This is a genomic window from Arthrobacter sp. 10T425, assembly GCF_056393985.1.
On record NZ_JBFTGZ010000003.1, the window covers coordinates 289,491 to 304,112 of the forward strand.

Annotated in this window: 10 protein-coding genes; 5 read left to right on the plus strand and 5 right to left on the minus strand. The window is 67.6% G+C overall.

Annotated elements, in window-relative coordinates; genetic code table 11:
* The first annotated feature begins 53 nt into the window (after positions 1 to 53).
* From AC1DDH_RS05635 to AC1DDH_RS05650, 4 genes are all read left to right on the plus strand, one after another.
* Entirely contained in the window at positions 54 to 1,553 is a 1,500-nt protein-coding gene (locus tag AC1DDH_RS05635; protein WP_476955002.1) for a CoA-acylating methylmalonate-semialdehyde dehydrogenase, read from the plus strand.
* Complete coding sequence (locus tag AC1DDH_RS05640) at positions 1,553 to 2,701, plus strand: enoyl-CoA hydratase/isomerase family protein (protein WP_476955003.1); 1,149 nt, start codon at positions 1,553 to 1,555, stop codon at positions 2,699 to 2,701. Before AC1DDH_RS05635 ends, AC1DDH_RS05640 begins: the two co-directional genes overlap by 1 nt.
* On the plus strand, positions 2,694 to 3,653 hold the full coding sequence (gene mmsB, locus AC1DDH_RS05645) for a 3-hydroxyisobutyrate dehydrogenase (RefSeq protein WP_476886695.1): 960 nt from the start codon (positions 2,694 to 2,696) through the stop codon (positions 3,651 to 3,653). The genes AC1DDH_RS05640 and mmsB overlap by 8 nt, the downstream gene beginning before the upstream one ends.
* 68 nt (positions 3,654 to 3,721) lie before the next feature.
* Positions 3,722 to 4,501 carry an enoyl-CoA hydratase gene (locus AC1DDH_RS05650; protein WP_223914579.1) on the plus strand — a complete coding sequence of 260 codons (780 nt, stop codon included), beginning with the start codon at positions 3,722 to 3,724 and terminating at the stop codon, positions 4,499 to 4,501.
* 16 nt (positions 4,502 to 4,517) lie between these two features.
* Here the strand turns inward: AC1DDH_RS05650 and AC1DDH_RS05655 are convergent, their stop codons facing one another.
* The 4 genes from AC1DDH_RS05655 to AC1DDH_RS05670 all read right to left on the minus strand — a co-directional run bounded on the left by AC1DDH_RS05655 (position 4,518) and on the right by AC1DDH_RS05670 (position 11,253).
* The gene (locus AC1DDH_RS05655) at positions 4,518 to 7,697 is read right to left on the minus strand and encodes a bifunctional cytochrome P450/NADPH--P450 reductase (protein ID WP_476955004.1); all 3,180 of its coding nucleotides are present in this window, start codon (positions 7,695 to 7,697) and stop codon (positions 4,518 to 4,520) included.
* Positions 7,698 to 7,945: 248 nt separating this feature from the next.
* A complete protein-coding gene (locus tag AC1DDH_RS05660; protein WP_476947436.1) occupies positions 7,946 to 8,944 on the minus strand; it encodes a zinc-binding metallopeptidase family protein in 999 nt (332 codons plus the stop codon).
* A 54-nt stretch (positions 8,945 to 8,998) separates the two neighbouring features.
* Positions 8,999 to 9,505, minus strand: coding sequence for a MarR family winged helix-turn-helix transcriptional regulator (locus AC1DDH_RS05665; protein WP_223914576.1), 507 nt, complete (start codon positions 9,503 to 9,505; stop codon positions 8,999 to 9,001).
* A gap of 2 nt (positions 9,506 to 9,507) precedes the next feature.
* The gene (locus AC1DDH_RS05670; protein WP_476856200.1) at positions 9,508 to 11,253 is read right to left on the minus strand and encodes an AMP-binding protein; all 1,746 of its coding nucleotides are present in this window, start codon (positions 11,251 to 11,253) and stop codon (positions 9,508 to 9,510) included.
* 375 nt (positions 11,254 to 11,628) lie between these two features.
* On the opposite strand from AC1DDH_RS05670, the gene AC1DDH_RS05675 reads away from it, so the two are divergent.
* Entirely contained in the window at positions 11,629 to 12,762 is a 1,134-nt protein-coding gene (locus AC1DDH_RS05675; protein ID WP_243181414.1) for an acyl-CoA dehydrogenase family protein, read from the plus strand.
* Positions 12,763 to 12,776: 14 nt separating this feature from the next.
* On the opposite strand, the gene AC1DDH_RS05680 is transcribed toward AC1DDH_RS05675, so the two are convergent.
* Positions 12,777 to 14,609: a sensor domain-containing diguanylate cyclase gene (locus tag AC1DDH_RS05680; protein ID WP_476955005.1), complete on the minus strand. Its 1,833-nt coding sequence runs from the start codon at positions 14,607 to 14,609 to the stop codon at positions 12,777 to 12,779.
* Positions 14,610 to 14,622 lie beyond the last annotated feature (13 nt).

Here is a 14,622-nt window from a genome sequence, read left to right on the forward strand (position 1 = left end):
AGTATATTCGGCTGCAGAGATGATCTAGGTCACATGCAAAGGAGCATTCGGTCATGGTTCGAGAACTATCCCATTACATTGACGGGCAGCGGGTTGAGGGTACCTCCGGCCGGTTCAGCGACGTCTATGATCCCTGCACCGGCGAGGTCCAGGCCCGGCTGCCGCTGGCCAGCACCGAGGAAGTGCGTAACGTGATCGCCAGCGCCGAAAAGGGGCAGGTGGAATGGGCCGCGATGAATCCGCAGCGCCGCGGCCGGATCCTGCTCAGGTTCGTGGACCTGGTCAACGAGCACATGGACGAACTCGCCACCCTGCTGTCCTCCGAGCACGGCAAGACCTTCCCGGACGCCAAGGGCGACATCCAGCGCGGCATCGAAGTGGTCGAGTTCGCCGCCGGCGCCCCGCACCTGCTCAAGGGCGAGTTCTCGGACAACGCCGGAACCGGCGTCGACGTGCACTCGATGCGCCAGCCCCTCGGCGTCGTAGCCGGCATCACGCCGTTCAACTTCCCGGCCATGATCCCGCTGTGGAAGTCCGGGCCGGCGCTCGCCGCCGGCAACGCCTTTATCCTCAAGCCCTCCGAACGGGATCCCTCCGTGCCGCTGCGGCTGGCCGAGCTCTTCACCGAAGCGGGCCTCCCCGATGGCGTCTTCAACGTCGTCAACGGGGACAAGGAAGCGGTGGACGCGCTGCTGGAGGATCCCCGGGTCCAGGCCATCGGGTTCGTCGGCTCCACGCCCATTGCCCAGTACATCTACGCCACCGCCGCGGCGAACGGCAAGCGCGCGCAGTGCTTCGGCGGCGCCAAGAACCACATGGTGATCATGCCCGACGCGGACCTGGACATGGCCGCGGACGCCCTGATCGGGGCAGGCTTCGGCTCCGCGGGCGAGCGCTGCATGGCGATTTCGGTGGCCGTTCCGGTAGGCCGGAAGACCGCGGACGTCCTCGTGGAGAAGCTGCAGGAGCGGATCGCCGGCCTCAAGGTCGGCCACAGCCTCGCCAAGGACTCCGATTTCGGCCCGGTGGTGGCGGCGTCCGCGAAGGACCGGATCGAAGGCTACATCGCCTCCGGCGTCGAAGAAGGCGCGAGCCTGGTGACCGATGGCCGCGGCCTGAAGGTGGAAGGCTACGACGGCGGCTTCTGGATCGGACCCACGCTGTTCGACAACGTCACGAAGGACATGAAGATCTACAAGGAGGAAATCTTCGGCCCGGTCCTCAGCGTGCTCCGCGCCGAAGACTACGACGAGGCCCTCCGGCTCTGCAGCGAACACGAGTTCGGCAACGGCGTGGCCATCTTCACCCGCGACGGCGACGCCGCCCGGGACTTCGCCAGCCGGGTCCAGGTGGGCATGGTGGGCATCAACGTCCCCATCCCCGTGCCGATTGCTTACTACACCTTTGGCGGCTGGAAGGCGTCCGGATTCGGCGACCTCAACCAGCACGGGGCCGACGCCTTCCGCTTCTACACGAAGACCAAGACGGTCACCAGCCGCTGGCCGTCCGGCATCCGCCAGGGCGCCAGCTTCATCATGCCGGAAGGCAGCTGATGGGGGCGGACGCTGCCCGGGTAGCGGACAGTGGAGCAGCGGCCGGCGAACCCTTGGCCGGGGAAGCAGGGGAAGTGACGTTTGAACGGCGCGGCCGCCTCGGCGTCGTGACCCTCAACCGGCCCGCGGCCGTCAACGCCCTGACGGCCGGCATGGCCGCCGCGATGCTCGAACAGCTCACGCTCTGGGCCGACGACGACGCCGTGGCCGCGGTGCTGGTCCGTGGCGCCGGGGACCGGGGCCTCTGCGCCGGCGGTGACATCGTGGCCATCTACCGGGACATGCTCGACGGCGGGGACGCCACCGCGGACTTCTGGGCGGTCGAGTACCGGCTGAACCTGCTCATCTCCGAATACCCCAAGCCGTACGTCGCGTTCATGGACGGGCTGGTGTTGGGCGGCGGCGTGGGGATCTCGGCCCACGGCTCCGTACGGATCGTCACCGAACGCACCCGCACGGGCATGCCCGAAACGACGATCGGGTTTGTTCCCGACGTCGGCGGCACCTTGCTGCTCTCCGGCTCGCCGGGGGAGGCCGGCACCCATGCGGCCCTGACCGGAGCCCACCTGAGCGGCGCGGACGCACTGTTCCTGGGCCTCGCCGACTGCTTCGTGCCCTCCGACCGTTTGCCGGACCTGGCGGCAGCGCTCGAAACCGAGGCGGCGGAGGCCGCTGTGGCCCGATTCGCCGAACCGGCACCGGCTTCAGTCCTGGCCGCACAGCAGGAATGGATCGACGCCTGCTACTCCAGCGACGACGCCGAGGAAATCCTGCGCCGGCTGCGGGCCTTCGGTGGAGAGGCGGGCGGGGAAGCCGCCGCAGCCGCTGACACCATCGAGGCCAAGTCGCCGACGGCGGTCAAGGTGGCGCTGGAATCCCTGCGCCGGGTCCGCGGCCTGAACCTGGAGCAGGCGCTCGAGCAGGAGTACCGCGTCGGCCTGCGCTTCCTTGACGGCCCGGACTTCCGCGAAGGCATCCGCGCCCAGGTGGTGGACAAGGACCGCAATCCCCGCTGGAAGCCCGCCACCCTCGCCGAGGTCACCGGGACGGACGTCGCGGCCTACTTCGCCCCGCTGGGCGGGCGCGAACTGAAACTCTCTCCGAAAGAGAACAACGCGGAGAACAACAAGGAGAAGAACCATGTCTGACGCAGGAGCCCCGGATACCGGCACCATCGCCTTCCTCGGCCTGGGCCACATGGGCGGCCCCATGGCCGTCAACCTGGTCAAGGCCGGCTACCGGGTGACCGGCTTCGACGTCGTGCCGGCGGCCCTGGACGCCGCCCGGGAGCACGGCATTCCCACTGCCGGGACGGCTGTCGAGGCGGCGGCGGGCGCCGCCGTCGTGCTGACCATGCTGCCCAGCGGCAAGCACCTCCTTGACGCCTACCGCGGCACGGGCGGTACGCCCGGCCTGCTCGAAGCCGCCGCCCCGGGCACCATGTTCCTGGATTGCTCCACCATCAACGTGGACGAGGCCCGCGAGGCCGCAGAACTCGCGGTCGCGGCCGGCCACCGCGCCGTCGACGCCCCCGTGTCCGGAGGTGTGGTGGGCGCCGAGGCCGGCACGCTCACATTCATGGTCGGTGCCCTCCCGGAGGACTTCGAGGCCGTCAATCCGCTGCTGGAAGTCATGGGCAAGCGGGTGGTCCACTGCGGCGCGCACGGTGCCGGCCAGGCGGCCAAGATCTGCAACAACATGATCCTGGGCGTCTCGATGATCGCCGTCAGTGAGGCCTTTGTGCTGGGCGAGAAGCTCGGCCTGACCCACCAGGCGCTGTTCGACGTCGCTTCCGCCGCCTCGGGACAGTGCTGGGCGCTGACCACTAATTGCCCCGTGCCCGGTCCGGTCCCGACGAGCCCCGCCAACCGGGACTACCAGCCTGGCTTCGCCGGGGCGCTCATGGCCAAGGACCTCAACCTGGCCCTCAACGCGTTGCAGAGCACCGGCGTCGCGGCCCGGCTCGGGCCGCTCGCGGCCGAAATTTACGATACGTTTGCCGCGGAAGGCGGTGCCGGCCGGGACTTCTCGGGCATCATCACCGACATCCGGGAAAAGTCGGAAGCAGGCAAATCCGAGGCAGGCACGGCCGGGCACTAGTCCCGGACCGAAGCCAACGCGCAACATCAGAACCAGAACCAGACCAGCACCACCGAAGGGGACCACCCATGACGGAACAGTACGCAAACATCCTGGTGGAGCGCCGCGGCCGCGTGGGCCTCGTGACGCTCAACCGGCCCGAGGCCCTCAATGCCCTGAACAAGGCCACGATGGACGAGCTGGTGAAGGCAGTCGCCGGGATGGACGCGGACCCGGGGGTCGGTGCCGTGGTGGTGACCGGTTCGGCGAAGGCCTTTGCTGCCGGCGCGGACATCAAGGAAATGCAGTCCAAGGGCTACATGGACATGTACGCGGCGGACTGGTTCCGCGGCTGGGAGGACTTCACCCGGCTCCGCATCCCCGTCGTGGCAGCCGTGTCCGGCTTCGCGCTCGGCGGCGGCTGCGAGCTGGCGATGATGTGCGACTTCATCATCGCCGGGGACAACGCCAAGTTCGGCCAGCCGGAAATCAACCTTGGCGTGCTCCCCGGCATGGGCGGCTCACAGCGCCTGACCCGCGCAGTGGGCAAGTCCAAGGCGATGGACATGATCCTGACCGGCCGCTTCATGGACGCCGAGGAGGCCGAACGCGCGGGCCTGGTGTCCCGGGTGGTCCCCGCCGCGGACGTCGTCGAGGAGGCACTGAAGGCCGCCGAGGTGATTGCGTCCAAATCCAAGCCGGTGGCGATGGTGGCCAAGGAAGCGGTGAACGCCGCGTTTGAGACCGGGCTTGCCCAAGGCGTGCTGTTTGAACGGCGCGTGTTCCACTCGCTGTTCGCCACCGAGGATCAGAAGGAAGGCATGGCCGCCTTCACCGAGAAGCGGCAGCCGGAGTTCAACCACCGCTAGGCGGCACCGGCCGGCCTCAGGTGAAGATGTCGGCCACGTACCTGCCGTGGGTGCGCTCCACCTCATCCATCCAGGCCTCGGCCTCCGCCTTGGAGGCGCCGGTCGCTTCCTGGTAAATGAGGGCGCACGTGTCCCGGACCTGCGGCGCCATGTGCTTGCCGTCGCCGCAGACATAGACCGTGGCGCCCTGCCGGACCAGCTCGACGACGTCGGCCCGGTCTGCCCAGAGCCTGTCCTGGACGTATTTCAGGCCGTCCTCGGGTGCGGTGGAAAAGACCGGCCGCAGATCGAGGTTGGCTTGGTCCGCCCATGACGCGAGTTCCGGGCGGTAGAGGAAGTCGGTGTCCGGGGCGCGGCAGCCGAAGAACAGCAGGGCAGGTGCCGGCGTCGTCTCCTCGGCCTCGGCCCGCAGCGCCCGGTCCTGGACGAACCCGCGGAAGGGGGCCAGTCCCGTCCCCGCGCAGACCATGATGAGCGGGACCGCCAGGGACGGCGGCGGGTGGAAGGCCGCGTTCGAGGGGCGGACAGTAACCGCGACCCTTGACCCGGGCCTGGCCTGGGCGAGGTAGGTGGACGAGGCCCCTTCGAAGACCCCGCGGCCGGACCACGCCGGAGCCTGGATGACGGCGAAGGTAAGGGTCACGTGGTCGGGGCTCCAGAGCGGGGACGAGGAGATGGAGTACCGCCGGGGGGTCAGCTGGGTCAGCAATTGCAGGAACGAGGTGAACGACAGCTGGCATGACGGATACGTCTCCAGCAGGTCAAGGATGGAAACGCGCCTGTCGAGGATCTCGGCCGCGTACCGCCCGCGGTCCTGGGCCAGGGCCTCAAGTTCGGCGCGTTGGGCAGGATCGGCCGCGACATCCGCCAGGTCCTCGAGCTGGGTGCGGGTGGCAGGGACTGCGAGCTCCACGTAGCTGCTCAGCAGTTCGCCCACGGCCACCGGCGCGCCCGTGGGCAGGAAGGTGTCCCCGCGCTCCATGGTCAGCTGGACGTGCGAGTCGTAGTCGAGGTTGAAACGGGCCAGGGCCCGCTGCACGAGTTCGCTGGGATTCAGGGGCAGCACGGCCAGATAATCCCCGGTCCGGTAGCTCATCCCCTCGGGCAGGGCGATCTCGACATGCCGCTTGGACCGGGCGCCGGGCTTGGCCAGATCGACCAGTTCCCGGTTCGCGACGACGGTGCCCAGCGCCAGCCCGTTCTGGCGCAGCATCGGGTCCCGGACGTTGCCGACGAACTGCAGTTCCAGCTCGGGTTGAGCTGTCGGCTGGCTGGTCCGCTGCCCCAGGGCGGCGTCCACCGCGGGCCAGAATCCCGCGTACCACTCTTCGAAATCGCCGAAGAAGTCGCCGCGGGCGTTGGCTTCGCCCCGGGCATAGATCCGCGTGGCACCGGCAGCCTCGAGCCGGGCGTCGATGGCCTTGGGCACCTCCTGGTACGTCCTCGCCCAGTCCTTGTTGCCGTTGCCGAAAACCGTGTACCGGACCCCGGCGAGGGCGCCCGGCCGCAGGCCCTCGGTCCAGGCCACGAATTTTCGGGCGTTGTCCGGCGGCTGCCCCTCGTAGGAGGACGTCACGATCGCGACGAGCCCCTCCGTGGGCAGCCCGCCGGCCGCCTCGTCGAGCGGACCGATGGTGGGGCTGTAGCCGCGCCGTCCGGCGTCGTTGGCGAGGCGCTGGGCGAAGTCCTTGGACGTGCCTGCATTGGAACCGTAGAGCACCCGGATCGGGACGCCGTTGGGCGCGGCGGCCGCCGCTGCGGCTTCGGCCTGCCGTGCCTGTTCGACGTCGGCCCGGGGGCCGGCCGCGATGGTGACGTCCCGCCTGCGCACGTGGATGAACAGCCCTTCAGGCTTCATGGTCAGCGTGTGTTTGATCTGCAGCTCATAGCCCGGGTCCGCCGCCGTGACCTCGAAGCGCTGCAGGAGCTTGGCCAGGAAGAGCATGGCCTCCTGCAGGGCAAATCCCCGGCCGATGCAGGAGCGCTGCCCGTTGCCGAAGGGCTTCCAGGCATTGGCGGGGATTTCGGCGGCCCGTTCCGGGGAGAACCGCTCCGGGTCAAAGAGGCCGGCGTCCTCGCCCCAGGCCGCCTTGTCCCGATGCAGTTGCGGGATCAGGACCATGATGGGCTGGCCCGCGGGGACTTCGTAGCGGCCGCCGAGCATCGTGTCCTCGTAAGGAGTCACGTTGAACGCCGGAGCGGTGGGCCACAGCCGTAGCGTTTCCTTAAGGATCTGGTCCAGGTATCCCAGCCGGGGCAGGTGCTCGAACCTGGCGCTTTCGGTACCAAGGACCTCGTCCACTTGTGCACGCGCCTTGGCCAGGACGCCCGGATGGCGCAGCAGTTCGTAGAGTGTAAAGGACAGCAAGCCGCTGGTAGTCTCGTGCCCGGCGATCAGGAACGTGACCATCTGATAGCGGATGTTTTCATCGGATAGACGCTCACCGGTCACCGGGTCCGCCGCGCTGAGCATGGTGTCCAGGATGTCTTCGCTGCCGGGCGGGCTGGGGTTGCGCCGCCGGTCACTGATGATCTGTTCGGCGACCTCGAACATCAGGGCATGGTCTTCTTCGAGCTGGTGCCGCCTGCGCAGCATGATCTTGTTCTGCACCGGGAGCCTGCGCGCCCGGTCCCCGGATTCAACCAGGGCGCGGACCATGGCGCCGACGAACGGGTGCATCTCCTCCCGGTAGAGGCTGTTGAACCGGTAGCTGAACGAGCACAGGGCGATGGTGTCCAGCGTCAGGCGGGTGGTGCTGTCCGGAATGTCGATCCGCGCCGTGGGGCCCAGCCTCTCCCACTTGAGCAGCAGCTGCTCAACGATGTCGTCCATGCCGGCGAACATCCGCTTCAGCGCTGCAGGCCCGAACGCCGGCATCAGGATCCGGTGTGCCTTTTGCCAGTTGGGTTCCTGCGTATCTGCGGTGAACAGGCCGTCGCCGGCGAACTGCCTCACCTGCCGAAGGGCAACGCCCAGCACTTTGCCGAACCGGGACTCGTCGCACACCTCGTTGACGAGCTGCTGGGAAGAGATGGCGACGATACTGCGGTTGAAGAACTGGATGCGGACTATGGGGCCGTACCGCTCGGCCAGCTCGACGATTCCCAGGATTCCCTTGCTGGAGTCGATGTCCGGCAAATTGCCGACCACCGGCCTCGTGGGAGGCTGCGGTATGGGGACGCTGGGCGAAGTCATGGCCACTCCTAGGCGATCGCCGATGGACGCGCTGTGAGCACTGCTTACTGCCTGGCCGGACGGAACCGTCCTGCCGGAACCACGATACTCCGGTCCGATCCCGCACAAAATAGCTCCTGCCCGGCTTCGCGGGCCATCGTCCCTGACGGCCGAACGCCAAGAAGCGAAGGGTCGGAGACTGTTTTCTTCGTGCTGTCTGCCGGGACGCCCTTCTTGTCAGCGGGCGGGGTCAGCGGGCGGGGCGTTCCTTAGCCGGCGGCCGTCGCTGAGGTTCGCAGCCCGTGGACGAACTCAAGCTTGTCGATAACTGCGGCGGAAAGGACGAAGGGGTAAAGATCATCTTTCCCCATGCTGCGGTTGACCTGGTTCAGGGCAAGGGAGAGCGGCAGCCATTCGGTTTCCACAACTTCCTGGAAAGAGGTCCCCCGGGGAGTGCCTGGGATGAGTCCGAATTCCCGGGCGGTGTCGAGGGTGTCGCAGATGTGGAGGTAATGGGCGAACGACTCCGCAAAGTCCTCGTAGGGGTGCATGGTTGCGTACTTTGAGATGAACCGTTCATTCCAGTCCGCCGGGGCGCCTTCGCTGTAGTGGCGGTCTATCTCTGCCTGGTAATCCTTGGTGTCGTCGCCAAAGAGATTACGCGCCTCGCGCGTTCGTCCGTCATCGCTGAATACCAGCACCGTCTCAAAATAGTGCCCAACTTCATGCCGGAAATGCCCGAGCATCGTCCGGTACGGTTCATCGAGTTGGGTACGCATTCGTTCCCGATAGGCATCGTCGCTTTCGGCCAGATTGATGGTGATCACACCGTCAGCATGACCAATCACCACATTTTCCTTGACACTGGACAACAGGTCGAAAGCAAGTCCCCCGTCGGGGTCTTCTGCGCGCGTGATGATCGGCAGGCCCAGCCCATCGAGCTCAGCAATGAGATGACGCTTGGCCCGCTCAGCCGCAATGAACTGCGATAGGCCTTTGGCGTCGCTGTCGTTCGGTCGAGTCCGCGTGAGCTCACAGCTGAAGCATTGACTGCCGCCCTCCGGGGCAAGCCAAGTGCAACCGGAAAGCAAAAAATTAGCGCACCGGTGCCAAGTGGCTCCCGACTCATCGGTGTACTGTCCCTGACTGCCTGTTGCGACTATGGCGCGGGCGTTCCGCAGGTATGCCAAGTTAGTTCCGCAGTGCAGGCAGACCGAATTTTCAAAGTACACGCTCGAACCGCAGACACCGCAGGATTGTTTTTTCACTTCATGATCTTAGCCGCGGCCACCGGGCTTCACCCGGTGCCCGGCGCCCGGGTCTCAGCCGCTGAAATCACCGGCGTTCCGGCGGAATGTGCCCAGGATCCGGATCAGCTGGTCCACGTCCTGGTCCGCGAAGCCGGACTGGCCAAAGACCTCGGAGTTCAGCACCGCCGTCGCCCGTTTGGCCAGGGTGCGGCCTTCCGGGGTGAGTTCGATCAGGGTGGTGCGGCCGTCCGTGGGGTGCGGCGAGCGGATCACCAGCCCGGCCTCCTGGAGCCGGTCCACGGCATTGGTGACTGAGGTGGGGTGGACCTGCAGCAGCGCGCTCGCCTTGTTCATGGGCAGCGCCCCGCTGCGGGCGAAGCTGAGCAACGCGAGCAGCTCGTACCGGGCAAAGGTGAGCCCGAACGGCTTGAGCACCGTCTCGATCCGGCCGAGCAGGATCTGCTGGGTCCGCATGATGGCGGTGATGGCGGCCATCGGGGCGGCGACGTCGGACCAGCCGTGGCGCTCCCAGTTCAGCCGGGCGTCGGCAATCGGATCTCGCGGCAGCGGTGTTCCCATGTTCAGCCCTGACCCTTGAGCCCGGGGAAGTCGGAGTCGGAGTACTCGACGCCGAGGCCTTCCGGGACGGGCCCGCCGCCGTGGCGCACTTCCTCGCTGTGCCGCAGCTCCACGCGCCGGATCTTGCCGGAGATCGTCTTGGGGAGCTCGGCAAACTCCAGCCGGCGGATCCTTTTGAACGGTGCCAGGTGCTCCCGGCAGTACCGCAGGATGTCCTCGGCCAGCTCCGGGCCCGGCTGGTGTCCGGCCGCAAGAACCACAAAGGCCTTCGGCACCGACAGCTTGAGCGGGTCGGGAGAGGGGACGACGGCGGCCTCCGCCACCGCGGGGTGCTCAATCAGCACGCTCTCCAGTTCGAACGGGGACAGCCGGTAGTCGGAGGACTTGAAGACGTCGTCGCCGCGGCCCACATACGTGATGATGCCGCGCTCGTCCCGGCTCGCCATGTCCCCCGTGTGATAGTAACCGTCGCGGAAAGCCTCCGCCGTCTTGTCCGGGTCGCCGTAGTACGCCTTCATGAGCCCCACGGGGCGGGGGTCGAGGCGCAGGCAGAGCTCGCCGTCGTCAGCCTCCTCACCAGTAGCGGGGTCCACAAGCACGACGTCGTAGCCAGGCAGCGGCTTGCCCATGGCGCCGATCTTGATCGGCTGTCCCGGCGTGTTCGCGATCTGCACGGTGGATTCGGTCTGGCCGAAGCCGTCCCGGATGGTTTGCCCCCATGCGCGGTGGACCTGGTCGATCACCTCGGCGTTGAGCGGTTCGCCGGCGGATACCACCTTGGTGGGCGGGTTCTTGAGCAGGGTGAGATCGGCCTGGATCAGCATCCGCCAGACCGTGGGCGGGGCGCAGAAGCTGGTCACGGATTCGCGGTCCATCTGCTCCATGAGCGCCCTGGCGTCGAAGCGTTCGTAGTTGTAGATGAACACACACGCCTCGGCGATCCAGGGGGTGAATACATTGGACCAGGCGTGCTTGGCCCAGCCCGGCGAGGCCACGTTGAGGTGCACGTCGCCCGGTTCCATGCCGATCCAGAACATCGTGGACAGGTGTCCCACCGGGTAGGACGTGTGCGTGTGTTCGACGAGTTTGGCCTTGGACGTGGTGCCCGAGGTGAAGTACAGCAGGAGCGTCTCGTCGGCCAGGGTGGGGGCGTCGGGGGTGAAATCCGTACCGGCCGCGGCAGCATCCGCGCCGTAGTACTGCAGGGCATTGGCCTGGGCGGCGGCGGGGTCCCCGGCGCTGGCGCCGACTTCAATCAGCGTGTACTGGCCGGCGACGTCGGCGAACTTCGCGATGTTGGCACTGCCGACGGCGGCCCAGGCCGCACCGCCGCGTTCCACCCGGTCCTGGAGATCGGCCGGTCCCATCAGCGTGGTGGTGGGAATCATGACGGTCCCCAGCTTGATGCCGGCCAGCATGAGTTCCCAGAGCTCAACCTGGTTGCCGAGCATGATGATCATCCGGTCCCCGCGCCGCACACCTGCCCCGCGCAGCCAGTTGGCCACCTGGGACGAGCGCCGGGAGAGGTCAGCGAAGCTGCGCCGGGTCGCGGACCCGTCCTGTTCAACGATCACCAGCGCAGGCTTATCCGCCTTGGCCGGGTCCGCGGCGAGCTGGTCGAACCAGTCCAGTGCGAAGTTGAACTCCTCGAAGCGGGGCCACTGGAAATCGTTGCGGGCGCCGTCGTAGTCCCCGCGCAGGGCCAGCAGCCGGTCCCTTGCGGCCCGGAATTCCTCAGTCACGGTCATGGTGCACCTTTCGAAGTCCTCGGGCGCTGCCGTTCCGGGCGGTCGGTGGCACGGCGCCGTTGCCTGGGATCCACCGGCCCGGCACGGCGCCTGCCTAGTGATCCCCGTCACTGTGCAATATACTAGGACATCCAAGGGTTTGGAAGGGCGGCGCTGCTCTGCAGGCGTTGCATGACGAAGGGATACGTGCCCGTGCAGCCACAAGGACGTGCCAGCGGACCGTCGGCGCCAGCCGAATCAAATAGAGCGGAAAACGGAGCCGAAAACAGAGCGGAAAACGGAGCGGGATCAGACACGGCGGAAAACACAGCGGAAAACACAGCCGTCGCCGCACCCGGAGCCGCGGCGGAGCCGCCGTTTCCCGACGCCGACCTCATGTACATCGTGGACCTGCTGCCGCCGGACGAACAGCTCCGCTACCAGGAGGTCCGGGAATTCCTGCAGTCCCGGATCCGGGCCGCATCAATCGACTACTGGAACCGCGAGGAGTTTCCCTTCGGGCTGCTCGCCGAACTCGGCAAATACGGTTTGGGCGGGCTGCAGACGGACGGCACGTCCAAGCTCTTCAAGGGGCTCATGTATGTCGAGGTGGCGCGCGCCGACGTGTCCCTCTCCGCGCTCGTCGGGATCCACAACGAGCTGATCGTCGGCATGATCGACGAGCTCGGCTCGGAGGAACAGAAGGCGCGCTGGCTCCCTGGCCTCACCGCGTTCACCCAGCTCGGGGCGTTCGCCCTGACGGAGCCGGACCACGGCTCGGACATCGCCGGCGGCCTGGAAACCACCGCGCGGCTGGACGGCGACGAGTGGGTCCTCAACGGCGCCAAGCGTTGGATCGGCGCGGGCACCATCGCGGACTTCGCCCTCGTGTGGGCCCGGGACGTCGCTGACCAGCACATCAAGGGCTTCATCGTGGAGACGGACCGTCCGGGCTACACCGCAACCAAGATCGCCAACAAGATCGGCCTGCGCATCATGCAGAACGCGGACATCGTCCTCGACGAGGTCCGGATCCCGGCGGCCAACCTGCTGCCCGGCGCCACCAGCTTCTCCAAGGCCAACGAGCTCCTGCGCGATTCGCGGGCCTGGGTGGGCTGGCAGGGTGCAGGCATCCAGCTGGCCGCGTTCGACGTCGCGCGCGCCTATTCGCTGAAGCGCCGCCAGTTCGGCAAGGAACTGGCCCGCTTTCAGCTCATCCAGCAGCAGCTCGCCGAGATCCTGGGCAACGCGACCGCCTCCCTGGCCCTGATGGCCCAGCTGGCGCGCATCCAGGAAGAGGGCAAGCTCGAGATGGTCCAGGCCGCCATGGCCAAAGCGACCACCACGCGGCTGGCGCGTGCCTCGGTGGCGATGGGACGGTCCCTCATGGGCGGCAACGGCATCAGCAGCGACTATGAGATGGGCAAGCTCTTCGGCGACGCCGAGATTCTCTATACCTATGAGGGCAGCTACGAAATCAATTCACTGATCGTGGCGCGGGCCGTGACGGGAAAGTCCGCTTTCGTCTAGGCTCCCCGCGGGATCTAGGCTCCGAGTGTGTCAGCGCCGTCCCGCGCCTGGCCGCTCCGTGCCGGCCCGGTTGTGGCAGGCTGAAGCGCCGGGCTGGCGTGGCCGTAGCGGGACGTGCGGTTGCGGCCGCCGTTCTTGGCCTCGTACAGGGCCCGGTCCGCGCAGTCCAGGAGCGAGCCGGCCGCGGCGTCGCTTTGCTCGCAGACTCCGGCGGAGATCGTCAGGAAACCAACTTCCCCGAACGGTTCGGACGCGATGGCCTTGCGGGCGCGTTCGGCGGCGCGCAGGGCCTCGGCGCCGTCCGTCTCCGGGAGCAGCCACACGAACTCCTCGCCGCCGAAGCGGGCCACGATCTCCTCGGCGCGGGCGACCGCACGGAGCCTGGCCGCGACCTCCGCCAGGACCACGTCGCCCGTCAGGTGGCCGTGAGTGTCGTTGACCCTCTTGAAGTGGTCGATATCCAGGACGACGGCACTCAGGCTTGTCCCGCGGCTCCGGGCCTGCGCAACATGCTCGGCGAGGTGCCGTTCCAAGGCCCGCCGGTTGGGCAAGCCACTGAGGGCATCCGTAGTGGCCTGCTGTTCGAGGTCGGTCCGGGCCTCCGTGTTGCCGATGGCGATCTCGACGAGCTCCGCGAACTGGGCCAGCCGCTCCATCATCGCCTCCGTGACCCCGGTGCGCGACTTCGACGTCAGGCTCACGGCGCCCCACAGGCTGCCGCGGACCCGGATCGGCGCCGCCGCCGCAGACTGGAAGCCGCCGGCGCGCATCTGCTCCGCTGCCTGTCCACCTTCCGCCCGGTAGCGAACCAGGGCCGGCTTGCCGGTCACGGCCACCCGGACAGTGGCCGACTCGTCCGTCGGTGCGAAGATCTGCCGCCGGCTCAGCGTCGGCGGCAGCGTCGGCGCCATGGCGACGATTTCCGCCGAGGATGCGCCCGTGAAACGGACGACGGCGGCGGAATCGACGTTGAACAGGTCGCGGACAATCGCGGCGACCCGCTCAGAGATGGCTGCGGGGGCCGCATTACGGGCAACTTCGGTGGCTATCTCGTGCAAAGCCTCCCAAACTTTTTGCTGCTGCAGGCGCTCGGTGATATCAACCGCCACCACCATGCCGGCCGCGGCCTCGTCGTCGGAGTAGACCGGCCCGGCGTTCAGCCGGTAGGTGCGGTGGCCGATCTGCCGGCTCCAGGACACCTCGCGGCCGGCGAGGGCAGCGAGGTAGCGCGGCTCGAGCTCGCTGGCGAGATTGCCCTTGAGCACGTCCTGGATGCGCTGGCCTTCGAGCTCTTCCCTGCGGTAGCCGAAGGTCTCCAGCTCCTGGCCTTCGGCGATCAGGTAGCGCAGCTCGGCGTCGAAGAGGAGGACAAAGACGCCGGGGACGCTCCGCGCCAGGGCGCGGTACCGGTCCATGTCCCGTTGCCGGCGCCGGTCGGCCAGGACACGCTCGGTGATGTCCGTGACCAGGACGAAGAAGCCCTGCACCGCGCCGTCCTGGGTATCGGGGGTGTAGGTCACCTCGGTGAAGCGGGACTGGCCCGCGGCATCCACCAGGGTCCGGTCGAACTGCTGCCGCTTCCCGGCGAGCGCTCCCTCGATGTGCGGCAGGTTGGCCTCCAGGACGGTCTCGCCGAGCACGTCCCGGACATGCATGCCGTGAAGCTGCTGGGGTGCGAAACCGAACCACTCGCAGTAGGCGTCGTTGGCCAGGCGGTTGCGGAGTCCTGTGTCCCAATAGCCCACCAGTGCCGGGATTCCGTTCAGGACGGCCCGCAGCTGCGCCGGGATCTCAGGCAGTGGCGACGGACCGGCATCGTCCCTGTTGAGCGGGCTGCGATTAGTCATTGCCCCAGTATCC